At 71.9% G+C, this 24,224-nt stretch carries 18 protein-coding genes; 8 read left to right on the forward strand and 10 right to left on the reverse strand.

Translation table 11 applies throughout. The features are described 5' to 3' along the window. Window positions 1-13 precede the first annotated feature (13 nt). On the forward strand, window positions 14-994 hold the full coding sequence (gene galE / locus ACZ56V_RS08705) for a UDP-glucose 4-epimerase GalE (protein WP_398910420.1): 981 nt from the start codon (window positions 14-16) through the stop codon (window positions 992-994). Window positions 995-1,020: 26 nt separating this feature from the next. Here the strand turns inward: galE and ACZ56V_RS08710 are convergent, their stop codons facing one another. The 4 genes from ACZ56V_RS08710 to ACZ56V_RS08725 are packed head-to-tail and all read right to left on the reverse strand — an operon-like array spanning window position 1,021 to window position 3,173. Next, complete coding sequence (locus ACZ56V_RS08710) at window positions 1,021-1,458, reverse strand: glutaredoxin domain-containing protein (RefSeq protein WP_398910418.1); 438 nt, start codon at window positions 1,456-1,458, stop codon at window positions 1,021-1,023. Further along, entirely contained in the window at window positions 1,455-2,066 is a 612-nt protein-coding gene (locus ACZ56V_RS08715; protein WP_398910416.1) for a DinB family protein, read from the reverse strand. Before ACZ56V_RS08715 ends, ACZ56V_RS08710 begins: the two co-directional genes overlap by 4 nt. Before the next feature lie 28 nt (window positions 2,067-2,094). After that, window positions 2,095-2,490: a GNAT family N-acetyltransferase gene (locus ACZ56V_RS08720; RefSeq protein WP_468940401.1), complete on the reverse strand. Its 396-nt coding sequence runs from the start codon at window positions 2,488-2,490 to the stop codon at window positions 2,095-2,097. 50 nt (window positions 2,491-2,540) lie between these two features. After that, the gene (locus ACZ56V_RS08725) at window positions 2,541-3,173 is read right to left on the reverse strand and encodes a TetR/AcrR family transcriptional regulator (protein WP_398910414.1); all 633 of its coding nucleotides are present in this window, start codon (window positions 3,171-3,173) and stop codon (window positions 2,541-2,543) included. 172 nt (window positions 3,174-3,345) lie between these two features. On the opposite strand from ACZ56V_RS08725, the gene ACZ56V_RS08730 reads away from it, so the two are divergent. From ACZ56V_RS08730 to ACZ56V_RS08745, 4 genes are all read left to right on the forward strand, one after another. Next, window positions 3,346-4,299, forward strand: coding sequence for an ABC transporter permease (locus tag ACZ56V_RS08730; RefSeq protein ID WP_398910412.1), 954 nt, complete (start codon window positions 3,346-3,348; stop codon window positions 4,297-4,299). Next, window positions 4,292-5,131: an ABC transporter ATP-binding protein gene (locus ACZ56V_RS08735; protein ID WP_398910410.1), complete on the forward strand. Its 840-nt coding sequence runs from the start codon at window positions 4,292-4,294 to the stop codon at window positions 5,129-5,131. Before ACZ56V_RS08730 ends, ACZ56V_RS08735 begins: the two co-directional genes overlap by 8 nt. 129 nt (window positions 5,132-5,260) lie before the next feature. After that, on the forward strand, window positions 5,261-7,477 hold the full coding sequence (locus ACZ56V_RS08740; RefSeq protein WP_468940405.1) for a CDP-glycerol glycerophosphotransferase family protein: 2,217 nt from the start codon (window positions 5,261-5,263) through the stop codon (window positions 7,475-7,477). Further along, window positions 7,474-9,189, forward strand: coding sequence for a glycosyltransferase family 2 protein (locus tag ACZ56V_RS08745; protein WP_467378451.1), 1,716 nt, complete (start codon window positions 7,474-7,476; stop codon window positions 9,187-9,189). The genes ACZ56V_RS08740 and ACZ56V_RS08745 overlap by 4 nt, the downstream gene beginning before the upstream one ends. Before the next feature lie 222 nt (window positions 9,190-9,411). Here the strand turns inward: ACZ56V_RS08745 and ACZ56V_RS08750 are convergent, their stop codons facing one another. The 3 genes from ACZ56V_RS08750 to ACZ56V_RS08760 form a co-directional block, all read right to left on the reverse strand. After that, window positions 9,412-14,373 carry an NAD-glutamate dehydrogenase gene (locus ACZ56V_RS08750; RefSeq protein WP_467378453.1) on the reverse strand — a complete coding sequence of 1,654 codons (4,962 nt, stop codon included), beginning with the start codon at window positions 14,371-14,373 and terminating at the stop codon, window positions 9,412-9,414. Window positions 14,374-14,843: 470 nt separating this feature from the next. Further along, window positions 14,844-15,515, reverse strand: coding sequence for an HAD family hydrolase (locus tag ACZ56V_RS08755; RefSeq protein ID WP_398910404.1), 672 nt, complete (start codon window positions 15,513-15,515; stop codon window positions 14,844-14,846). A 58-nt stretch (window positions 15,516-15,573) separates the two neighbouring features. Next, window positions 15,574-16,077: a DUF6912 family protein gene (locus ACZ56V_RS08760; RefSeq protein WP_398910402.1), complete on the reverse strand. Its 504-nt coding sequence runs from the start codon at window positions 16,075-16,077 to the stop codon at window positions 15,574-15,576. Between the two features lie 993 nt (window positions 16,078-17,070). On the opposite strand from ACZ56V_RS08760, the gene ACZ56V_RS08765 reads away from it, so the two are divergent. Continuing rightward, entirely contained in the window at window positions 17,071-17,340 is a 270-nt protein-coding gene (locus tag ACZ56V_RS08765; RefSeq protein WP_398910400.1) for an Rv3235 family protein, read from the forward strand. An 81-nt stretch (window positions 17,341-17,421) separates the two neighbouring features. Here the strand turns inward: ACZ56V_RS08765 and secA are convergent, their stop codons facing one another. Then, window positions 17,422-20,265: a preprotein translocase subunit SecA gene (secA, locus tag ACZ56V_RS08770; protein WP_398910399.1), complete on the reverse strand. Its 2,844-nt coding sequence runs from the start codon at window positions 20,263-20,265 to the stop codon at window positions 17,422-17,424. Window positions 20,266-20,545: 280 nt separating this feature from the next. Between secA and ACZ56V_RS08775 the strand changes: the two genes are divergently transcribed. Together ACZ56V_RS08775 and ACZ56V_RS08780 are read left to right on the forward strand one after the other, a co-directional pair. Next, entirely contained in the window at window positions 20,546-21,115 is a 570-nt protein-coding gene (locus tag ACZ56V_RS08775) for a GNAT family N-acetyltransferase (RefSeq protein WP_398910397.1), read from the forward strand. 192 nt (window positions 21,116-21,307) lie between these two features. Further along, entirely contained in the window at window positions 21,308-22,483 is a 1,176-nt protein-coding gene (locus tag ACZ56V_RS08780; protein ID WP_104635077.1) for a winged helix-turn-helix domain-containing protein, read from the forward strand. 29 nt (window positions 22,484-22,512) lie between these two features. On the opposite strand, the gene ACZ56V_RS08785 is transcribed toward ACZ56V_RS08780, so the two are convergent. Then, window positions 22,513-23,271 carry a response regulator gene (locus ACZ56V_RS08785; protein WP_398910395.1) on the reverse strand — a complete coding sequence of 253 codons (759 nt, stop codon included), beginning with the start codon at window positions 23,269-23,271 and terminating at the stop codon, window positions 22,513-22,515. 226 nt (window positions 23,272-23,497) lie between these two features. After that, complete coding sequence (gene hpf, locus ACZ56V_RS08790; protein WP_016326377.1) at window positions 23,498-24,190, reverse strand: ribosome hibernation-promoting factor, HPF/YfiA family; 693 nt, start codon at window positions 24,188-24,190, stop codon at window positions 23,498-23,500. Window positions 24,191-24,224 lie beyond the last annotated feature (34 nt).

The raw sequence follows: 24,224 nt of genomic DNA on the forward strand, positions 1-24,224 counted from the left end.
GGGGACGGCCGCAATGACCTGGCTGATCACCGGCGGCGCCGGATACATCGGGGCGCATGTCGTACGGGCGATGACCGAAGCGGGCGAGAAGGCCGTGGTCTACGACGACCTGTCCACGGGGATCGCCGAGCGCGTGCCCGACGGTGTCCCCCTGGTGGTGGGCTCGGTCCTGGACGGCGAGCGCGTCGCGCGCGCCCTGGCCGACCACTCGGTCACCGGCGTGGTGCACCTGGCCGCCAAGAAGCAGGTCGGCGAGTCGGTGGACCTGCCCCTGCACTACTACCGGGAGAACGTGGAGGGCCTGCGCGTCCTGCTGGACGCGGTCACGAAGGCCGAGGTCCCGTCCTTCGTCTTCTCCTCCTCCGCCGCCGTGTACGGCATGCCCGACGTCGACCTGGTGACCGAGGAGACGCCCTGCGTGCCGATGTCGCCGTACGGCGAGACCAAGCTGGCCGGCGAGTGGCTGGTCCGGGCCACCGGCAAGGCCTCGGGCCTCGCCACGGCGTCCCTGCGCTACTTCAACGTGGCGGGCGCGGCGAGCCCGGAGCTGGCCGACACCGGCGTCTACAACCTCGTCCCGATGGTCTTCGAGAAGCTGACGGAGTCCGCGGCCCCCCGGATCTTCGGCGACGACTACGCGACGCCGGACGGCACCTGCGTGCGCGACTACATCCACGTCGTCGACCTGGCCGAGGCCCATGTGGCGGCGGCCCGCGCCCTGCGGTCCTCCCCGGGCCGTGCCCTCACCCTCAATATCGGCCGGGGCGAGGGCGTCTCCGTCCGCGAGATGATCGACCGCATCAACGCCCTCACCGGCTACGACCAGCCGCCGACGGTCACGCCCCGCCGCCCCGGCGACCCGGCCCGCGTCGTCGCCTCGGCCGACCGCGCCGCCGTCGAGCTGGACTGGAAGGCCAAGTACGACGTCGAGGACATGATCACGTCGGCCTGGGCGGGCTGGGTACGGCTCCACCCCGAGGCGGCCCGGGACTGACGCGCCGGGCGCGGGGCGGCGCCGGGTCAGCGGGGCGAGGAGACCTGTTCACGCACCCACGCGGGATCGGGGTTGGTGTACGGCCGACCCGCCACGAGCAGCGTGGGCACGGTCTCGTTGCCGTCGTTGACCCCTCGCACCAGCTCCGCCCCGGCCTCGTCCCGCCAGATGTCGACCCAGTGCAGCCGCCGGGCCCTCCGCCCCAGCCGGATCCGCAGCCGCATGCAGTAGGCACACCCCGGCCGCCAGAAGACGACCGGCCGCCCGTCGACGGCGCTGCGCCGCCGTGCCTCCAGCGCACCGATCGACCGGGGGAACACCAGCGGCGAGGTCAGCCCCGCCAGCAGCGCGAACACCAGCGACAGCACGGCACCCGTCCCCGGACGTCCCTGGACGAACGGCCCGGTCGCGGCCCCCGCTCCGGCGATCAGCAGCAGCACCGGGCCCGTCCACGCCCGCCTCATCGGTCCTGCCCCGGGGCTTCCCGGCGCCCGGCTTCCCGAGCCGCCTGCTCCAGCCGGTCCCGGTACCCCTCCCACCAGGCCGCGTCACCGGTCGGCACACCGACGTTGTCCTCGCGCATCCCCACGGCACCGTCCGTCAGCTCCCGGATGATGTCGGCGTGACCGGCGTGCCGCTGGGTGTCCGCGATCACCCGGATCACGGCGTGGTGCAGCGTCACCTCGTCCTCGCCCTCTGGCCACCAAGGCACCGTGCCGACCGTGTCCAGCGCCAGCGCGTCGATCGTCGCGTCCGCGTGGACCCACGCCCGGCGGTACACCCCCACGACGTACGCGCGTGACTCGTCGGCGGTGGCCCACATGTCCGCGTCGGCCTCGGCGCCTTCCGCCATCCAGGGCAGCGGCTCCTCCACCGGCCGCCCGAAGACCTCGCCGAGATAGCCCAGCTCCACGGTGGCGGCGTGCTTCACCAGCCCCAGGAGGTTGGTGCCCGTCGGCGTCGCGGGGCGCCGTATGTCGTACTCCGAGAGCCCTTCGAGCTTCCAGAGCAGGGCGTCGCGGGCGGACTGGAGGTAGAAGCGGAGGTTGGCCTTGGGATCGGTTGGGATCATCGGACCAGTGTGCCGTCCGCCCGGCGCGTCACAGGGCGATGAGACCGGCCGCCGTCTCCCTGAAGCCGCAGGCGTCGAAGTAGAACGCGCGCAGGTGGTCCTCGAAGTCGACGTGGAGCCACTCGCAGCCCGCCGCCCGGGTCTGTTCGGCGGCGACCGCGACCAGTCGGGCGCCCACCCCGCGGGAGCGGCGGTGCCGGGCCACCACCGTGTCCAGGAGGAAGGCGTGTGCCCCGCCGTCCCAGGCGACGTTGACGAAGCCGACCAGCGAGCCGTCCTCCCGGGCGCAGACCCAGCCGAGGCTGTGCCGCTCCAGCCGGGTGCGCCAGTCGGTCTCCTCGACGGGGTGGCCGAAGCCGTCGGCGTGGAGGGCGTCGAGGAGGGCGTTGTCGACGTCTCCTCGCCACAGGTAGGTGATCGTCACGGTCCGATCGTATGCGGGCGGGCCGGACGCCACCGACGGTCGGTCCCGGCTCAGAGCGCCTTCAGGCCCTCCGCCGTGGCCCGGGCCAGCGAGCCCAGGTAGCCCTTCGGCAGCTTCGGGCTGCGGACGACCACCGAGCGCCAGTACAGCGGTCCCGAGATCAGGTCCAGGGCCAGGTCGGTGTCGAGGGCGGGGTCCAGTTCGCCGCGTTCGGCCGCCGCCGCGAGGATCCTGCTGGCGACGCCGTCCTGGCCCTCGCGCAGGGTCTTCCGCAACGCCTCGGCGAGGTCGGGGTTGCGGGCCGCCTCCGCCTGGAGGTCGGGGATGACCTGGGAGGCCACTGGGTGGCGCAGGGCGCGGGACGTCACCTCGTACAGCAGCCGCAGGTCGCCCTCCAGGGAGCCGGTGTCCGGCGCGGGCAGGCCCTGGACGGCGAGGGCGGAGACGATGTCGAGCACCAGGTGCAGCTTGGAGCGCCAGCGCCGGTAGACGGCGGTCTTGCCGACGCCCGCGCGGCGCGCGATGCCCTCGATGGACATCCGGGCGTAGCCGACCGCGGCCAGTTCCTCGAAGACCGCCGTCCGGATGGCCTCCGTCACGTCCTCGCGGAGCACCGCCGCCCCCGCGGGGGCCCGGCGGCGCGGGCGCGGCGTCGGCTCGTCGGCGGCGGCGTTGGTCGTCATACGGGGCAAGCATAGGGCGTCACGACGAAACGGTTGCGTTCCGGCGTCGCCACGCCCTACGCTCACGTTACGACGATACGGTGCCGTCCCGACGTAAGTGAACACCCACGGTCACCCGGGTGAACGACGGGCGTCGCCCTCTCGCCCCCTCCCCCGAGCGAAAGCACCGGATGTGAGCCAGGTCCTCGACCCCCCACCCCCGACCCGGGCATCGGCCCAGGCCGCCACCCTCACCGATCCCGGCCCCGCCGCCGACCACGACCTCGCGGCGCTCGCCGCCCGGCACGGACTGTCGGTCAGCGGCGCCCGCCCCTCCCTGTCCCAGTACGTCCGCCAGCTGTGGGCCCGCCGGCACTTCATCGGCGCCTTCTCCACCGCCAAGCTCACCGCCCAGTACAGCCAGGCCAAGCTGGGCCAGGTCTGGCAGGTGATGACGCCCCTGCTCAACGCGGCGGTGTACTACTTCATCTTCGGCCTGCTGATGGACACCAAGCGGGGCGTGGAGGACTTCGTCCCGTTCCTGGTCACCGGCGTGTTCGTGTGGACGTTCACGCAGAGCTCGATCATGGCGGGCACCCGCGCCATCTCCGGAAACCTCGGCCTCGTACGCGCCCTGCACTTCCCGCGGGCGGCGCTGCCGGTGTCGTTCTGCCTCCAGCAGCTCCAGCAGCTGCTGTTCTCGATGGCGGCCCTGCTCGTGATCCTGCTGGCCTTCGGCGTGCCGCCGGCCCCGTCCTGGGTGCTCGCGGTCCCGGCGCTGGTGCTGCAGTTCGTGTTCAACGCGGGCGTCGCGATGGTCATGGCCCGGGTGGGCTCGAAGATCCCTGACATGGCCCAGCTGATGCCGTTCCTGCTGCGCACCTGGATGTACGCCTCGGGCGTCATGTTCAGCATCGAGCACATGACGGGCCCGGACAGCGGCCTGCCGTCCTGGGTCGGCACCGCCCTCCAGCTCAACCCCGCCGTCGTCTACATCGACCTGATGCGCTTCGCCCTGATCGACACCTTCGGGGGAAGCCAGCTGCCGCCCCATGTGTGGGCGCTCGCGGTGGGCTGGGCCCTGGTCGCCGGGATCGGCGGCTTCATCTACTTCTGGAAGGCCGAGGAGACGTACGGTCGTGGCTGACAACACCCCCGCCGAGCGGGTACCCACCGTCGTCGCCGACGGTGTCGACATCGTCTACCGGGTCAACGGCACCGGTGCCGGCCGCGGCTCCGCGACCGCCGCCCTCAACCGCATCCTGCGCCGGAAGAAGACCGAGAAGGCCGCCGGCGTGCGCCGGGTGCACGCCGTGAAGAACGTGTCCTTCGCGGCGTACCGCGGCGAGGCCATCGGCCTGATAGGCACCAACGGTTCGGGCAAGTCGACGCTGCTCAAGGCGGTCGCCGGCCTGCTCCCGGTGGAGAACGGCCGGATCTACACCGACGGCCAGCCCTCCCTGCTCGGCGTCAACGCCGCCCTGATGAACGACCTCACCGGCGAGCGCAACGTGTACCTCGGCGGCCTGGCGATGGGCATGTCCCGCGCGCAGATCAAGGAGCGGTACCAGGAGATCGTCGACTTCTCGGGGATCAACGACAAGGGCGACTTCATCACCCTGCCGATGCGCACGTACTCCTCGGGCATGGCGGCCCGGCTGCGGTTCTCCATCGCCGCCGCCAAGGACCACGACGTCCTCCTCGTCGACGAGGCCCTGGCCACCGGCGACCGCTCCTTCCAGAAGCGGTCCGAGGAGCGCATCCGGGAGCTGCGCAAGCACGCGGGCACGGTGTTCCTGGTCAGCCACAGCAACAAGTCCATCCGCGACACCTGCGACCGGGTGCTGTGGCTGGAGCGCGGCGAGCTGCGCATGGACGGGCCGACGGAGGAGGTGCTGAAGGAGTACGAGAAGTTCACCGGCGGTCCGGACCGGGCGGCGAAACCCAAGCCCGCACCCAAGGCGAAGGCCGCCGCCTGACCCGCCCCGAACGGCCTCTTCGCCCGGAAGGCGTACGTACGATTAACCCTTTTGCCTGATTAGTGCCACTATGGCCGGACGAACGAGCAGGAGTGTGCCGGGAGCGCCGACGGCGAAGGAGTCCCCGCGATGTCCGAGACCCCCGAACTCAGCGTCATCGTCCACGGCCCCAACGTCCAGGACCACCTGCCCGACCTCCTCGACTCCCTGGACGCCCACCCCCTCACCGGCGTCGAGGTGATCGTCGCCGCCGTCGGGGACTGGGCACGGGAGGTCGCCGAGCGGCACGCCCCCGCCTTCACCGTGCTGCCCCTGCCGGAAGGGGCGGGCGACGCCGCGGCCCGCTCGGCGGGGGCGGCCCGGGCGCGGGGCCGGTGGCTGCACTTCGTGCACGCCAAGGACGGCCTGCCCGTCGGCGCCCCGCCCGCCGTCGCCGAGCACCTCGGCGGCCTGCCCGGCACCGTGGACGTCCTGCTCCTCGACCACGTCCGCAGCTCGTGGCGGGCCGCGGGGCTGCCCTCCCCCGACGGCCCCCGCCTCGCCCGCGCGGGCCGCGCCGATCTCGCCCTGGACGACCGCGCGGCGCTGCTCCGGCTGACCCCGCTGCTCGGCAACCGCGCCGTGCGCGCCGCTTTCTGGCGGGCCCGTGAACGGCTCCTGACCACCGAGGACGAGCCGTTCGCCGCGTACGCCGCGCTGCTGCTCGCCGACCGTGTCGCCTGCCTGCCGCACCCGGCGTACGAGGACCGCCGACTGCGCCCCGAGAGCCTCCCGCCGCCCACGCCGGCCGAGCGGTACGCGCTGGTCGACCGCTACGAGGCGCTCCTGGGCCTGGCCGCCGGCCGGCCCGCCGTCCAGGGCGTCCTGTACGACCTGATGGTCCGCGACTGCCTGCACACCTTCGCCCGTGCCGGGATGCCGGACGACGTGGCGCGGGAGTTCTTCCACCGGGCGTCCGTGACCGCCCGGCGCCACCGCCCCGAGGGACTGCGGCGCCCGGCCGGTCTGGAGGGCGTACGCCGGTCGCTCCTGGAGGAGGGCGCCTACGGCAAGTACCGCGCCCTCCAGACCGCCAGCCACGCCCGCCGGGGGGTGCGCTCCGCCGTGCGCACCGGCAGACGGCGGGCCGGCACGCGGCTGCGCACCCTCCAGTACCGCGGCGCCCTGGCCCGCCCCCTCGACCCGCACCTCGCGGTGTTCTCGGCGTACTGGAACCGCGGGGTGGCCTGCAGTCCGGCCGCGATCGCCGCCAAGCTCGCCGAACTCGCCCCGGGCGTCCACCCGGTGTGGGTGGTCACGGCGCAGGGCGCCGCCCTGCTGCCGCCCGGCACCGACCACGTCGTGCCCGGCACCCGCCGCTACTGGGAGGTGCTGGCCCGCGCCAAGTACCTGGTCAACAACGTCAACTTCCCGGACGCGGTGGTCAAGCGCCCCGGCACCGTCCACCTCCAGACCCACCACGGCACCCCGCTCAAGCGCATGGGCGTGGACCAGCTGCCCTACCCGGCCGCCGCCCACGGCCTGGACTTCCAGGCCCTGCTGGAGCGCGTCGACAAGTGGGACTACAGCGTCTCCGCCAACAGCCACTCCACCCGCATGTGGCAGCGGGCCTACCCGTCCCGCCACATCTCGCTCGACCACGGCTATCCGCGCAACGACGTGTACTACACCGCCGGTCCCGCCGAGGTCCGCGCGGCCCGCGAACGCCTCGGCATCGCCCCCGGCCGCCGCGCGGTCCTCTACGCGCCGACCCACCGCGACTACGAGGCCGGCTGGACCCCGCGCCTCGACCTCGCCGCCCTCGCCTGCCAACTCGGCGAAGAAACGGTTCTGCTGGTGCGCGCCCACTACTTCTACGACAGCGCCGCCTCCCCCTCGGCCCCGCTGGCGGGCCTGCGCCGCACCGGCCGCCTCGTCGACGTCTCCGCCTACGAACCCGTCGAGGAACTGTGCCTGGCCGCCGACGCGCTGGTCACCGACTACTCGTCGATCATGTTCGACTACGCCAACCTCGACCGCCCGATCGTCATCCACGCCGACGACTGGGAGACGTACCGCACCACCCGCGGCGTCTACTTCGACCTGATGGCCGAGGCCCCCGGACCGGTCGCCCGCACTCAGGCGGAACTGACGGAGATCCTCACCACCGACGCCTGGCACGACGAGCGCGCGGCGAAGGCACGGGCCGCCTTCCGCCGCCGGTTCTGCGAGTACGACGACGGCCGCGCCGCGGAACGCGTCGTGCGCCGGGTCTTCCTCGGCGAGGACGAGCGGACCCTGCCCCCGGTCCTGCCGGTCGAGGACCGCACCCCGGCCCCGAGCCCCGAGGAGGCCTGCGCGTCATGAGGACAGCCACCACGAGCCCCGCCACGGGCACGCTCCTGCCGCCCATGAGCATCCCGGACGTCACCGTCACGGTCATCGTCTACAACGACGCCGAACGCCTCCCCCGCGCCGTCGCCTCCGCGCTGCGCCAGACCCACGCCAACATCGAGGTCGTCATCAGCGACGACCACTCGACCGACGCCACCGAGGAGGTCGCCCGCGAGCTGGCCGCCCACGACCCGCGGATCGTGTACCTCCGGCTGCCCGAGAACAGCGGCGGGTGCAGCGCCCCGCGCAACCGCGCCCTGGAGATCGCCCGGGCGCCGTACCTGATGTTCCTGGACAGCGACGACGAACTCCCCGAGCGCGCTGTCGAGGTCCTGCTCGCCGCCCACCGCGAACGCGACCTGGACTTCGCCATGGGCGCCGTGCACCGCATCCGCGTCGACGGCGGACGCCGTACGACCTGGATGCCGCACCTGGTCGCCGAGCGCCGCACCCTCGACGGCATCGAGGCCGACCCGCGCCTGTTCTTCGAGCACCTCTCCACCAGCAAGATGTACGCCCGCACCTTCCTCGACCGGCACGGCCTGCGCTTCCCCGAGGGCATCCACTACGAGGACCAGCTCTTCTCGGCGCAGGCGTACTGCCTGGCCAAGACCTTCACCGTCGTCCCCGAGCCGGTCTACCGCTGGTACATCGCCCCGTACGCCGCCTCCGACGCCGCCTCCATCTCCAACCAGCGGCACAAGCTCACCAACGTCCGCGACCGCGTCCACGTGCAGCGGCTCATCGACGCGTTCCTGGCCGAGAGCGGGCACGAGGCGCTGCGCGAGGACAAGGACTTCAAGTTCCTCAAGCACGACTTCCGGATGTACGCCGGTGACCTCCCCTACCGGGACGACGCGTGGCTGACGTCCTTCGCGGACCTGGTGAACCCCTACCTCGACACGCTCGCCGAGGGCGCCTACGCCCGGCTGCCCCGCGCCGAACGGGTCGTCCTGCGCCTGCTGCGCGACCGGCGCCTGTCCGAGGTACGCACGGCGGCCCGCGGCCTCGGCCACGACGTGGCCCCGCGCCGGGTGACGCCGGACGAGGAGAGCGGCCGCGTGTACTGGGGCGAGGGCGTCCCGGATTCCCCCGACGCCCGGCGCGAGCTGGACCTGACGGACCTGGAGCTGGACACCCGCCCGTTCTTCACCGCCCTGCTCCGGCACGAGATCACGGAGGTCACGCGCGGTCCCGGTGCCTCGGTCGACCTCACCGTCCGCACCTACGACCCGGCCCTGCGCCTGCCGGTCGGCCCCCAGCGCGCGGTGCTCCACCTCTCCCCCGGCCGTCGGCGTCTCACGGTCGCCTTCCGGCTCTCGCCCGTCCGCCCCGGCCTCTTCGAGGGCCGCGTCCGCCTGGACCTGGCGGCGGCCCGTCTCCCGCTCCACGGCTTCGCCGGGACCCGCCATCCCGTGCTCCGCCTGCGCCACCGGGGCCGCACCCACACGGGGATCCTCCTGGCGCCGCTGACCTTCCCGCCCCTCACGGCCCGCGTCGCCTACCGCGCCGGCCTCACCCCCCACCGCGTCACCCTCCGCCCGGAGGGCCACAACCCGGGGCGCCTGCAGATCACCTGGCAGCCGGTGGGGACCACCGCCGCGGTACTCCGCCCTGCCGCGCGCCGCCTGTCCACCCCGAGAACCCGAAGAGCAGCCCGCCTGGTGGCCAACGTCCTCCGTTGACGCCCGCCCCCACCCCAGCTGCGGGCAGTCGTGCCGCTGGGGCGGCACGGGTGGGCGCTGGGGGTACCTCCCAGGCCGTTCAGGCACTGGGGGAGGCACCCCGCCAGCGCCGGGCTGCGTCCCCACCCCCGCCCAGCCCCACCCCGCCGCAGACGCCAAGGCGCCCCGGACCGAACACGGCCTGGGGCGCCTCACACAGCAACGGCGCGAACGCCGCACCGCCTACGAATGCGTACGCAGCAACGTCCGCATCGTCCGCATGGCCACCGAAAGGTTCGACAGATCGAACTCGTCCGACGACCGGATCTCCTCCAGCGTCGTCCGCGCCCGCCCGAGAATCGCCGCGTTCTTCTCCTCCCACGCCTTGAACCGCTGCTCCGGCGTGGACGTGCCGTTGCCCACCGCCAGGACATCCGCGGTCAGCGACGCGTGCGCCGAGTACAGGTCCTCGCGGATCGCCGCGCGGGCCATGGACTGCCAGCGGTCGTTCCGGGGCAGGTCACTGATCCGGTCCATCAGCTGGGTGACGCCGAGCCGGTCGGCGAGGTCGTAGTACACCTCGGCGACGTCCAGCGGCTCCTTGCCCATGCGGTCGGCCACCGACACGATGTCCAGCGTCGCGAAGGCCGAGGAGAACCCGGCCACCCGCGTGGCAGGCTCGTCCGGGACCCCGGCGGCGGTCAGCTCGTCGTGGATGTGCTGGTACCACTCCGCGTCCGCGCCCCGCAGCAGCTTCGGCAGCTGCGACCACACCTGCTCGACCCGCTCGGCGAAGAACTCCACCGTCTTGGCCAGCTCCAGCGGCTGCGGCCGGTTGTTGAGCAGCCAGCGCGTGCCGCGCTCGACCAGGCGGCGCGAGTGCAGCCGGATCCGGGTCTGGACGGCGGCGTCGACCTTGGTGTCCAGGGCCTCCACCGCGTCCCACACCGGGGAGGAGCTGAAGATCGCCCGGGCCACGGTCTGCGCCCGCACGATCTCCTCGAGCGACGCGCCGGTCTCCTCGCGCATCCGGTGCAGATACGTTGTACCGCCCGTGTTGACCGTGTCGTTGACCAGGACGGTCGTCGTGATCTCGCGGCGCAGCGGGTGGCTGTCGACCTGCTCGGCGAACTGCTCGCGCAGCGCCGTCGGGAAGTACGCGTGCAGCAGACCCTTGAGGTACGGGTCGTCCGGCAGCGAGGTGTGCAGCAGCTCCTCGGCGACCGTGATCTTCGTGTACGCCAGCAGCACGGCCGTCTCCGGGCCGGTCAGGCCGTGTCCGCTGCTCAGCCGCTCACGGATCTGGCGGTCGGTGGGCAGGAACTCCAGGGCCCGGTTGAGGTGGCCCTCCCTGACCAGGTGCCGCATGAAGCGCTGCTGGGCGTGGAGCATGTCCTTGGACTGCGCGAGCGCGTTGGCGATCGCCGTGTTCTGCGCGTAGTTGTTGCGCAGGACCAGCGCGCCGACCTCGTCGGTCATCTGGGCGAGCAGCTTGTTGCGCTGCTTGACGGTCATGTCGCCATCCTTGACGAGACCGTTGAGCAGGATCTTGATGTTCACCTCGTGGTCGGAGGTGTCCACGCCCGCGCTGTTGTCGATGGCGTCGGTGTTGATCCGGCCGCCCTGGAGCGCGAACTCGATCCGGCCCAGCTGGGTCAGGCCCAGGTTGCCGCCCTCGCCGACGACCTGGACCCGCAGGTCCTTGCCGTCGACGCGGATGGCGTCGTTGCCCTTGTCGCCGACGTCCGCGTTGGACTCGGTGGACGCCTTGACGTACGTACCGATGCCGCCGTTCCACAGCAGGTCCACCGGGGAGCTGAGGATCGCCTTCATCAGCTCGGCCGGGGTCATCTTGGTGATGCCCGGCTCGATGCCGAGGGCCTCGCGGACGTGCGCGTTGACCGGGATCGACTTGGCCGTGCGCGGGAAGATGCCACCGCCCGCCGAGAGCAGCTCGGTGTTGTAGTCCTCCCAGGAGGAGCGGGGCAGTTCGAACAGCCGGCGGCGCTCGGCGTACGAGGTGGCCGCGTCCGGCGTCGGGTCGATGAAGATGTGCCGGTGGTCGAAGGCGGCGACCAGGCGGATGTGCTCGCTGAGCAGCATGCCGTTGCCGAAGACGTCGCCGGACATGTCACCGATGCCGACGACCGTGAAGTCCTGGGTCTGGGTGTCCACGCCCAGCTCCCGGAAGTGCCGCTTGACGGACTCCCAGGCGCCGCGGGCGGTGATGCCCATGCCCTTGTGGTCGTAGCCCGCGCTGCCGCCGGAGGCGAAGGCGTCACCGAGCCAGAAGTTGTAGGACTCGGCGACCTCGTTGGCGATGTCGGAGAACTTCGCGGTGCCCTTGTCGGCGGCGACGACGAGGTAGGTGTCGTCCTCGTCGTGCCGGACGACGTCCGCGGGGTGCACGACCTCGCCGGCCACCATGTTGTCGGTGATGTCGAGCAGCGCCGAGATGAACGTCTTGTAGCTGGCGATGCCCTCCGCCATCCACGCGTCGCGGTCGACGCTCGGGTCGGGCAGCTGCTTGGCGACGAAGCCGCCCTTGGCGCCGACCGGCACGATGACGGTGTTCTTCACCATCTGCGCCTTGACCAGGCCGAGGATCTCGGTGCGGAAGTCCTCCCGGCGGTCCGACCAGCGCAGACCACCGCGCGCGACCTTGCCGAAGCGCAGGTGCACGCCCTCGACGCGCGGCGAGTACACCCAGATCTCGAACGCCGGGCGCGGCGCGGGCAGGTCGGGGATGGCCTGCGGGTCGAACTTCATGGAGACGTAGTCGTGCGGCTTGCCGCCCGCCGCCTCCTGGAAGAAGTTCGTCCGCAGCGTCGCCTTGATGACGGTGAGGAAGGACCGCAGGATCCGGTCCTCGTCGAGGCTCGCCACCTGGTCCAGGGCGGCGTCGACCTCTTCGAGCAGGGCGTCGACGATCTCCCGCCCGGCCCGCTGCCGCTCCGGCGCCATCCGCGCCTCGAACAGGTTGATGAGCAGGCGCGTGGTGTGGACGTTGTTGCGGAGGGTGTCCTCCATGTAGTCCTGGCTGAAGGTCGAACCGGCCTGCCGCAGGTACTTGGCGTACGCGCGCAGCACCATCGCCTCGCGCCAGGTCAGTCCGGCGCTGAGGACGAGGGCGTTGAAGCCGTCGTTCTCCGCCTTGCCGGTCCAGGTGGCGGCGAAGGCGTCCTGGACGCGCTCGCGGGCGTCGTCGCCGAGGTAGTCGGCGCCACCGGCCGGGGCCTTGGGCATGCGCAGGCCGAAGTCGTAGATCCAGGCCGTGGTGCGGTCCGCGCAGCGCAGCTCGTAGGGCCGCTCGTCGGTGACCTCGACGCCGAGCCGGCTGAGCACCGGCAGTACGGCGGACAGGGAGACCGAGCCGCCCTTCTGGTAGATCTTGAAGCGCCGTTCCTCGGGCGCGGCGCCGACCGGCTCGTACAGGCTCAGCGCGAAGGTCTTCTCCTCGTCGAGCTGCTCCAGGTGGCCGAGGTCGGCGACCGCGGAGCGCGGACCGTGGTCGGCCTTGTAGCCCTCGGGGAAGGCAGAGCCGTAGTAGCGCAGCAGCTCCGCCGCGCGTTCCTCGCCGAACTCGGCCGTCAGTGCCTCGCCGAAGCCGTCGGCCCAGGAGCGGGCGGCCTCGACGAGTCGGGCCTCGACGCGCTCCTTGTCGGCGTCGGACAGGTGCGGCAGCTCGGTGCCCTGCGGGACCCGGACCACGAAGTGCAGCCGGGACAGGATCGACTCGGTGTTCCACGCCGTGAAGTCGACGCTGGTGCCGCCGAGCTCCTCCTTGAGGATGTCGATGATCCGCAGCCGGACACCGGTGGTGTAGCGGTCGCGGGGGAGGTAGACGAGAGCCGAGTAGTAGCGGCCGTACTCGTCCTGGCGCAGGTAGAGCCGCAGGCGGCGCCGCTCCTGGAGGTAGAGCACGGAGGTGACGATCGGCTCCAGTTCCTCGGCGGAGGTCTGGAACATCTCGTCGCGCGGGTACGTCTCCAGGATCTGCAGCAGGTCCCGCCCGTCGTGGCTGTTGGGCGAGAACCCGGCCCGCTCCAGCACCTCCTCCACCTTGCGCCGCACGACCGGCACCCGGCGGACGGACTCGGTGTAGGCGGCGGAGGAGAACAGGCCGAGGAAGCGCCGCTCGCCGACGACGTTGCCGTTCTCGTCGAACTTCTTGACGCCGACGTAGTCGAGGTACGACGGCCGGTGCACGGTGGCCCGGCTGTTCGCCTTGGTCAGCACCAGCAGCCGGTGCTCGCGGGCCTTGGCCCGGGCGTCGGCGGGCAGCCGCTCGAAGGAGGGGCTGACGGGGTGGCTCTCGTCGGTCGCGTGGTGCGGGTCGGAGCGCAGGATGCCGAGGCCGGTGCCGGCGACGGCCGCGAGGGAGTCGTCCTCGCGCAGCTGGTACTCGCGGTAGCCGAGGAAGGTGAAGTGGTCGTCGGCCAGCCAGCGCAGCAGCTCGCGGGCCTCCTCCAGCTCGCGCGCGGGGAGGTCCTCCGGGGTGGCCTCGGTCGGCAGCTGGTCGGCGATGCGGACGGCGGCGTCCCGCATCTTGCCCCAGTCCTCGACGGTCTCGCGGACGTCGTTCAGGACGCGCAGCAGGTCGGCGGTGATCTGCTTCAGGTCACCGCGGTCGGTCTCGCGGTCGATCTCGACGTGGATCCAGGACTCGACGTGCGCGTCGTGCGGCAGGTCGGCGGTGGGCCGGCCGGCCAGCACCTCGACGAGCTTGCCGGCGATGTCGCGCCGCACCACGATCTGCGGGTGGACGACGACGTGGATGCCGCGGCCCTGGCGGGTCAGCTCGTTGGTCACGGAGTCGACGAGGAAGGGCATGTCGTCGGTGACCACCTCGACGACGGAGTGGCTGCACGTCCAGCCGTTCTCCTCGACCGTCGGGGTGTGCACCCGGACGTTCGCCGTGCCCTGCGGGCGGCTCTCGGCCAGCCGGTAGTGCGAGACGGCGGCTCCGAAGACGTCGACCGGGTCGCGGTCGGCGAGGTCCTCCGGGGCGGTGTGCCGGTAGTAGCGCTGGAGGAACGCGAACACGGACGCGTAGTCCGGGGCGCCGTCCGGGCCGTCCGGGGTGTCCGGAGTTCCCTCGTCCGTCGTCCCGGTCGGTAGGTGCCCCCCGACCGGGCTGTTCTCAGCTACCCGGGCAGCCCTTTCGAGCAGCTCGGCCTTGGCTTCGTCCAGCTTGGTCTGCATTGTCCTCTGACTCCTGTCGCGCGCCGTTGCGTGACGTAGAAGGAAGTACGGTCTCCTGCCTTCCGGCATGACGTCGGGACACGGGGTGTCCGGTCTTCTCCGACGCTATGCCGCAAGATGAGAGGAGCGGGGGCATATCAGCCAATGTCGCCGCTCCCACCGGGTGTGACTTCGCTCTCGCCGTCACCGTCCGGGGAGTGCGCGGCGCCGTACCGGGGGTCTTCGATGCCCCGTCCCGCCCGCGAGGATCAGCGACCGCCGCCCGGCCACGGATGTCGTCCGTGGGCGCCGGGCGCAGGGCAGGGGCACCAGTGCCCCCGCGAGCTATCGCGCTGATCACGCCACAAGGCTATCGCCCTCCGAGGGCTCCCCGTCATGAGCCGCATGTGTACAAAACCGGGCCCTCGACTTGGACGTTCCGCACAGCTACGCCCGGGTAACGGCGTGGTCCGGGACACCGGCCGCCGTCGTCATCCCGCCAGCCGCTCCGCCACCACCACGGCCTCCCCGAGCGTGTCCACCACGGGCACCCCGACCTTCTCCAGGCTGGCCCGGCTGTGCGACCCCCCGGTGTAGAGCACCGCCCCGGCGCCCACATGGCGCGCCGCCACCGCGTCGTCGGCGGCGTCCCCGATCACCACCGTGCGAGCGGGCTCCACCCCGGACAGCGCCAGCTGCGCGAGGTGCCGCACCATGTGCTCGGCCTTGCTGCCCCCGGACGGCCCGGTCCGTCCGTCGACGCGTATGAAGTGCGTCTCGATCCCGAACCCCTGGACCAGCGGCACCAGCTCGTCGTGGCCGTACATGCTGAGGATGGACTGGCTGCGCCCCGCCGACCGCCACCGGGCGAGCAGCTCCGCGACCCCCTCGGCGAGCGTGCACCGGCTGCGGTGCACGCTGTAGTAGCGCTGGAAGGTCGCGTCCATGACCTCCCACTCGGCGTCGGTGGGCAGCCGCCCCATCAGCCGCTCGTAGAACTTCGGCACCGGTACGCAGTACAGCGACCGGTACCGCTCCAGCGTGATCGGCGCCAGCCCCAGCTCGGCGAACGCCGCGTTCGTCGCCCCGATGATCGCGTCGTTGTCGTGGAACAGCGTGCCGTTCCAGTCCCACACGATGTGTGCGCCCGTCTGCATCCCCATGCCCGAAAACGTACCCGCCGCCACTGACAATCGGGACACCGCGATGCGACGTGCCCGGTCACACCAGGTTCGGGATCTCCTGCGTCGCGTACCAGAGCAGCTCGTGGTCCTCCGCGCCGTCCACGACGAACTGGGCGCCGTCGTCCCCGCCGTCCGCCGCCGCGAGGGCCTGGGCCGCGGCGCTCACGTCCGCCTCCGCGTCGGCGGAGTCGACGTGCACCGCGGCCGCCTTGGCCAGCGGCAGCGGCCCGGCGACCCGGACCTCGCCCAGCGCCGCCGGGTCGAGCCCCCGGTCCGGATCGGCCGCGGCGGCGCCGTCGGGTACGTCGGCGGCGACCACGACCCGGCGCCGTGCCGCGCCCGGGTCGGCCGCCAGCAGCCGCAGCGAGGCCAGGGCGGCCCGGTTGAGGGCGGCGTACTCCAGTTCCTCGGTGTCGTCCGACAGGTACCACTCGCGCAGCGCCGGTGTGACGGCGTAGGCGACGAGCGGTCCGGTCCCCAGCTCCCCCGCCCGGTGCGCCTCGGCGAGGCCGGACAGGGTCAGGGGGACGTAGACGCGCATGAGTCTGCCGCTTTCGTGGTCGGGGACGCCGCCGGAGCGCTCGGCGGCCCGGCGGGAGAGCCTTCAGGATACGTGCGGGTGTCCCCTTTCGGGTCCCCACCCGGGGCGTCCGAGGCGTCCATCCCGGGCCCCGCGTTCACCCGGTCCACCCCCGGCGTCCCGGGCTCTGCGGCCGCCCCGCTCACTCGGATAGGTGAACTTCTCCGCCCCCTCGACGCGGTCGCCCGCCTCCTTGCCGTGCCGCCCCTCCAGCCCGTACAAGATCACCGACCACGAAGTTACCGCCCGGTATCACCCGGGCCGCCGAACGGGGACCCCATGCGCAAAGTCATGACCAGGACCCAGCTCCGCCCCACACCCACTGGCCCTCTCACCCCACCCCCGCCCTACGGCCCCGGAGCCGTGCCGTCCGGCGGACCCGGCGGGCTCCCTCGTACTGCCGTCGGAGGCCCGGTGCCCCCGCCCGGTCCCGCATCCCCGAGCACCGCCCCCGGCTATGTCCCGTCCGGCGGACCCGGCCGCGTGCCGACCCGCGCGTCCGGAGACACCACGCCCCACGTGCCCGGCGGCGCCCCGTCCGACCAGTCCGGCGACACCGTGCCCCGTGCGCCCGGTGGTGTGCCGCCCCGCAGGCCGGGGGCGCGCGGAGCGCGTGCCGCGGCGGCCGGTGGGCGACCGCCCGGGACTCCGGGCCGGTCCCAGCGGTCCCGTACCCGGCCGGCGGACACCCGTCCGCCCACGGCCGGACCCGGCCGTGGCACGAGGCCGGGCCCCCTCACCGAGCCGGCCGCCCCCGCCACGGGGCCCGGGCCCGTCACGGCCCCCGTGGCGGGGCGGAGCGCACCGGAGGGCCACCGACGGGTCGCCCGGCCCTCCGCGGCGCCTGTCGTCCCCGCTCAGCCGCCTCGCCGCCCCGTCCCGCAACTGCGGCCCACCGATCACTTCGCCGAGCTTCTCGTGGGCGTTCTCAGCGGTCGGCGTCCCGTCCACTCGATGCTCCGCCACACCCTCGGCCGCGCCTACGACGACCTGGCCGACCTCGCCGAACGGGGCCCGCTGCGCACCCGCGGCGCCGCCCCCGTCGTCCGCGACATCGGCTACTTCGAGCCCCGGCCGGGCGCCCTGGAGGTCTTCGCACGCATCGGCGCGGGCGACCGGCTCCGTGCCATGGCGTTCCGCCTGGAGCAGGGCCGGGACCTGCGCTGGCGCTGCACGGCGGTGGAACTGGGCGGCCCGCGAAGGCCCCGCGCGGAGGACGACTGACCTCCCCGGGCAGGCCGAAGGGCCGGTCACCCGAGATGACCGGCCCTTCCCACCGCCACGGCGCCCGCGGGCACCGCACGGTCACTTCTTGCGGCGCCGTCCGCCCTTGGCCTGCTTGCGGCGCTCCGCGCGGGTGAGTCCGTCGGACTGGGCCTGCCCGGGCTCGCCGTCGGTGAACTCGCCCTCGACGACACCGCCCTCGCCGTCCACGGTCGGCGCGGAGAAGTGCAGGTCGCGGCGCTGCGGAGCGTCGAGGCCCTTGGCCCGGATCTCCGGACGGGCACCCGCCTGGGCCGGGACCGCGTCCTGCGCGCCCTTGTCGAGCGACGGCGCCGCGTCCTCGACCGGGACCTCCTCGACCTGCTGCTCGACCTGGACCTCCAGGTTGAACAGGTAGCCGACGGACTCCTCCTTGATGCCCTCCATCATGGCCTGGAACATGTCGAAGCCCTCGCGCTGGTACTCGACCAGCGGATCCTTCTGCGCCATCGCGCGCAGGCCGATGCCCTCCTGGAGGTAGTCCATCTCGTAGAGGTGCTCGCGCCACTTGCGGTCCAGGACCGACAGGACGACCCGACGCTCCAGCTCGCGCATGATCTCGGAGCCGAGCTGCTTCTCCCGCGCCTCGTACTGCTCCATGACGTCGTCCTTGATGGACTCCGCGATGTAGTCGGCGGTCAGGCCGGCCCGGTCGCCGGCCGCCTCCTCCAGCTCCTCGACGGTGACCTTCACCGGGTAGAGCTGCTTGAAGGCGCCCCACAGCCGGTCGAGGTCCCAGTCCTCCGGGAAGCCCTCGGCGGTCTCGGCCTGCACATAGGCGTCGATCGTGTCGTTCATGAAGTGCTGGATCTGCTCCTGCAGGTCCTCGCCCTCCAGGACGCGGCGACGCTCGCCGTAGATGACCTCACGCTGGCGGTTGAGGACCTCGTCGTACTTCAGGACGTTCTTACGGGTCTCGAAGTTCTGGGTCTCGACCTGCGACTGGGCGGACGCGATCGCGCGCGTGACCATCTTGTTCTCGATCGGCACGTCGTCCGGCACGTTCGCCATGGACATCACGCGCTCGACCATCTGGGCCTTGAACAGCCGCATCAGGTCGTCGCCCAGGGAGAGGTAGAAGCGGGACTCGCCGGGGTCGCCCTGACGGCCGGAACGACCGCGCAGCTGGTTGTCGATGCGCCGCGACTCGTGCCGCTCGGTGCCCAGGACGTAGAGGCCGCCCAGCTCCTTGACCTCTTCGAACTCGGCCTTGACCGCCTGCTCGGCCCGCTCCAGGGCGGCGGGCAGCGCCGCGGCCCACTCCTCGATGTGCTCCTCGGGGTCGAGGCCGCGCTGGCGCAGCTCCGCCTCGGCGAGGTCCTCGGGGTTGCCGCCGAGCTTGATGTCCGTACCACGGCCGGCCATGTTCGTGGCCACCGTCACCGCGCCCTTGCGGCCCGCCTGGGCGACGATCGTCGCCTCCCGGTCGTGCTGCTTGGCGTTCAGCACCTCGTGCTGGACACCGCGCTTGCTGAGCTGCTGCGAGAGGTACTCGGACTTCTCGACCGAGGTGGTGCCGACGAGGATCGGCTGGCCCTTGCGGTGCTTCTCCTCGATGTCGTCGACGACGGCCTCGAACTTGGCGACCTCGGTGCGGTAGATCAGGTCCGACTGGTCCTTGCGGACCATCGGCCGGTTGGTCGGGATGGGCACCACACCGAGCTTGTAGATCTGGTGGAACTCGGCGGCCTCGGTCATCGCCGTACCGGTCATGCCGGACAGACCGGGCTGCTCCTTGCCGCTGTGGTCGTGGCGCTTGTAGAGGCGGAAGAAGTTCTGGAGGGTGATCGTGGCGAGCGTCTGGTTCTCGTCCTTGATGTCCACCCCTTCCTTCGCCTCGATCGCCTGGTGCATGCCCTCGTTGTAGCGGCGGCCGGCGAGGATACGGCCGGTGTGCTCATCGACGATCATGACTTCGCCGTCGAGGACGACGTAGTCCTTGTCCTTCTTGAACAGTTCCTTGGCCTTGATGGCGTTGTTCAGGTAACCGACCAGCGGGGTGTTCACCGACTCGTAGAGGTTGTCGATGCCCAGCCAGTCCTCGACCTTGGCGACGCCCGACTCGTGGATGGCGACGGTGCGCTTCTTCTCGTCGACCTCGTAGTCACCGGTCTCCTCGATGCCCTTGAGGGTGTTGCCGGCCTCGCCCTTCTTCAGGCGGGTGACCAGCTTGGCGAAGTCGCCGTACCACTTGGTGGCCTGGTCGGCCGGGCCGGAGATGATCAGGGGCGTACGGGCCTCGTCGACCAGGATGGAGTCGACCTCGTCGACGATGGCGAAGTTGTGGCCGCGCTGGACCAGCTCGTCCTTGGACCACGCCATGTTGTCGCGCAGGTAGTCGAAGCCGAACTCGTTGTTCGTGCCGTAGGTGATGTCGCAGGCGTACATCTCGCGGCGCTGGGCCGGCGTCTGGTTGGCCAGGATGCAGCCGACGTTCAGACCGAGGAACTTGTGGACGCGGCCCATCATCTCCGAGTCGCGCTCGGCCAGGTAGTCGTTGACCGTGACGATGTGCACGCCCTCGCCGGACAGGGCGTTGAGATAGGCGGGCAGCGTGCCGACGAGGGTCTTGCCCTCACCGGTCTTCATCTCGGCCACGTAACCCATGTGCAGGGCGGCGCCGCCCATGATCTGCACGTCGTAGTGGCGCTGGCCCAGGACGCGCTTGGCGGCCTCGCGGACCGTGGCGAAGGCTTCGGGCAACAGGTCGTCCAGGCTCTCACCGTCGGCGTAGCGCTGCTTGTACTCGTCGGTGAGGGCCCTCAGCTCGGCGTCGGAGAGGTCAGCGAAGTCCTCTTCGATGGAGTTGACCTGGTCCGCGATGCGGTGCAGCTTGCGCAGGATCTTGCCTTCGCCTGCACGCATGATCTTGGAGAGGACGGACACGGGGGTTGGTCTCCTTGCCGGTCGGGCCTGGGACGGTCGGTTTCCTGTGACGGACTGAGCAACGGCCATCGTATGCGAGGACCCGGCCGCCCCGGGAGGCCTGCCGCAACGGGGACCGTCCCCTCCTTGCGGCCGGCATCCCTGTCTGCCGTCACTTCTTTCAACGTCCGGGCCCCGCGGATGGTGCCGCACCCTTCCGGCGAATCACACGCGAGGTGACCGGACGTTCACGGACGGCAAAGCATTGGCGCCGCCGCCGGGCTCCCCGCAGAATCGGCCGATGGAACCCGTCACGCTCACCACCGACCGCCTCGTCCTGCGCACGGTCGGCCCGCAGGACATCGACGCCGTGTACGCCGCCTGCCAGGACCCCGACATCCAGCGCTGGACGACGGTCCCCACTCCCTACCTCCCGGAGCACGCGCGGAGTTTCGCGGAGCAGATGGTCCCCGACGGCTGGGCGAACGACTCGATGTTCACCTTCGGCCTCTTCCTCCCCGCCGGGGACCTGGTCGGCATGCTGGGCGTCACGATGATCTCCCTGGGCGTCGGCGAGATCGGGTTCTGGGGCACCAAGGAGCACCGCGGCCGGGGCTACGTCACCGAGGCCGCCGTCGCCGTCGCCCGCTGGGCGTTCACCGAGCGGGCCGTGGACCGCCTGGAGTGGCGCGCCGAGGTCGGCAACACGGCCTCCCGCGCGGTGGCCGAACGCGCGGGCTTCACCATGGAGGGCACGCTGCGCTCCGCGATCAACAACAAGGGCGTACGCCGCGACTCCTGGATCGGCTCCCTCCTCCCCTCGGACCTCGCCCTCCCGTCCACGTCCCCGTACTTGCCGGCACAGGCGTAGCTGCCGCCCAGCAGTCGCAATCACCGCGGCTACGGACGGTCGTGCCACCGTCCCGTGCCGCTGCGCCGACCCGCGCCCCCGCCCCGCCCCCCGCACTCACGCCGGGTGCCACCAGAACCCCGGACCACCGCATCCACCTCCCTCCCCTCACCCCACCCCCACTGTCAGACCCACCCCCTATCGTGCGGACGTATGACGACCCTCCCGCCCCCCGCCACGGAACTGTCCGCAGACGAGGCCCGCCGCCTCGCCCTCCGCGCACAGGGCTTCCTCGGCGCCCCCGACCGCCGCGCAGGCGTCCGCGGCGTACTCCGTCATCTGGGCGCGGTGCAGCTCGACACCATCTCGGTCCTCGCCCGCTCCCACGAACTCGTCCCGTACGCCCGCCTGGGCGCGGTCGGCCGCCGTACCGTCGACGACGCGTACTGGACGGACACCCACGCCTTCGAGTACTGGTCCCACGCCGCGTGCATCCTCCCCATCGAGGAGTGGCCCCACTTCGCCTTCCGCCGCCGCGCGTACCGCAACCGCCCGCACTGGAACCACCACCTCCCCGACGGCGACTACGACCGCGTCGTCAAGCAGCTCCGCACCGAGGGCCCCCTCACCGCGACGGACCTGGGCGGCGCGAAGAAGACCAGCGAGTGGTGGGACTGGTCGGGCACGAAGGTCGCCGTCGAGCGCGCGCTCATGTACGGCGAGGTGGTGTGCGTGGAGCGCCGCGGCTGGAAGCGGGTGTACGACCTGGCCGAGCGCGCGGTCCCGGCCGCGCTGCTCCACGACGACCTGGACGACACCGAGTGCCTGCGCCGCCTGGTCCGCCTGGCCGGCCAGTCCCTGGGCGTGGGCACGCGCGCGGACATCGCGGACTACCACCGGCTCAAGGCCGAGCAGGTCGACGCCGTGATCGCCGACTCGGGCCTGGTGCCGGTCACGGTGCAGGGCTGGGGCCGGCCGGCCTGGGCGGACCCGGCGGCCCTGGAGACTCCCCCGCGCGGCCGTCACCGCACGACGCTGCTCTCGCCCTTCGATTCCCTCATCTGGGAGCGGGCGCGCACGGAGCGGATCTTCGGCTTCACCCACCGGCTGGAGGCCTACGTGCCCAAGCCGAAGCGGGTGCACGGCTACTTCGCGATGCCGGTCCTGGCCGGCGGCCGGCTCGTCGGCCGCGTGGACCCGGCCCGCGAGGGGCGCACCCTGGTCGCCAAGCAGGTCACGCTGGACGGCCCGAAGGCGGCCCCGGCGGTGGCCCAGGCGCTGGTCGAGGCGGCGAGCTGGGTGGACTGCACGGACGTACGCGTGGAGCGGGTCGAGGCACCGGAGCTGCGCGAGCCCCTCACCCGGGAGCTGGCCCGGCTGCTCGCCTGACCGGGGTCGGACCGGGGCCCGGGGCCGGCTCAGCGGATCTCGAGGATCTTCTCCCGCATCGCGTAGACCACGGCCTCCATCCTGGAGTGCAGCTGCAGTTTCTCCAGGATGTTGCGCACGTGGTTCTTGACGGTGTTCTCGGAAATGAACAGTTCCTTCGCGATGTCGCGGTTGTTCATTCCCGTGGCGACGAGTTTGAGGACCTCCAGCTCGCGGTCCGTGAGCCGCGGCGCGGGCACCAGTCGCCGTTCGTCGGTCCGCTGGATCATCGACTTGAACTCGGTGAGCAGTTTCGACGCCATGGAAGGACTGATCTGGGACTGCCCGTCTGCCACCGCGCGAATGGCGGTGGCCACCTCGTCGGTCGAGATCTCCTTGAGGAGATAACCGGTGGCGCCCGCCTTGATCGCTTCGTAGAGGTCGGCTTCCTCGTCGCTGATCGTCAGCATGATGATCTTGGCGCTGGGTGCCACCTCTTTGATCGAGGTGCAGGCCTCGATCCCGCCCCGCTTGGGCATCCGCACATCCATCAGGACGATGTCCGGCAACAGGTCGGCGGCCTTCTCCACGGCCTCGGCGCCGTCACCGGCCTCTCCGACGACCTGGATGTCCTCCTCGGCCGCCAGCACGATCTCCAGGCCGCGGCGGAAGAGGGCGTGGTCGTCCACGACCAGCACCCTGATCGGCTCCTCGCGTGCGGAGCCCGCGTCCGGGCCCATGCCGGATGCCCCGTCGTCGATCCCGTGGTCGACGCCCGCGCCCCGCATCGGTCCGAAACTGTCCGCCATCGTTCCTCCCCCTGAAGGCTGTGGCACGTGGTCCCGAGCCATCGCCAACCCAGAGCAACGACCCACCGGTTGGGCCGTTGCCGCCATGATTCCATGTCCGGCGGACAGCGGGGTGACCGAACGGGCAGCGTTGGGGTCGCACACCCTCGCGCACCGTCGCACGACGGTGCCCCTGGGGGCGCACACGCGCTCCAGGGGCACCGGATCGCTGTCACCCGGCGGAGTGTCAGCCGCCGAGCGCGTCCCCCGCGTCGGGAGCGTGCGCCTGGGTGACCATCGTGTCCGTGGTCAGGTGGATCACGCCGTAGTCGTAGGCGTGCCGCCGGTAGACGACGCTGGGCTCCTTCGTCTCGGAGTCGACGAACAGGTAGAAGTCGTGCCCGACCAGCTCCATCTCGTAGAGCGCCTGGTCGAGGGACATCGGGGCGGCCACGTGGGTCTTCTCCCGGACGACGAGCGGGCCGTCGCCCTGGACCTCCAGCGAGCCGATCTTCTTGGTGGGTACGCCGTCCTGCTTCTCCGTCGGGACGACGTCGCCGTTCCCGTTGAGCGTCGCCGCGCCGGGTACGTGGTCGGCGACCTCGGCCGCCGAAATCCGGCGTGCGCCGCGGCGCGAGAAGCGCTTGTCGTGCTGCTTGCGCAGCCGCGCGCCGAGCTTCTCCGCCGCCAGGTCGAGCGCCGCGTAGGGGTCGCTCGCCGCCGCCTCCGCCCGAATCACCGGACCGCGGGAGCGGAGCGTGATCTCCACTCGGTCACAGCGGTCGGCCTGCCGGGGGTTCGGCTCCTTGGACACCTCGACGTCGAGGCTGATCACCTTGCCATCGAGCTTCTGGATCTTCTCCAGCTTCAGCTTCTCGGCCACGTGCTTCCGGAACCGCTCGGGCACCTCGGTCTTGCGGCCCTTGACGACGATGTCCACGCAGAACTCCGTTCCCGGATCGCTCCGCTTCGAC

Source organism: Streptomyces sp. NPDC034099, assembly GCF_055575415.1.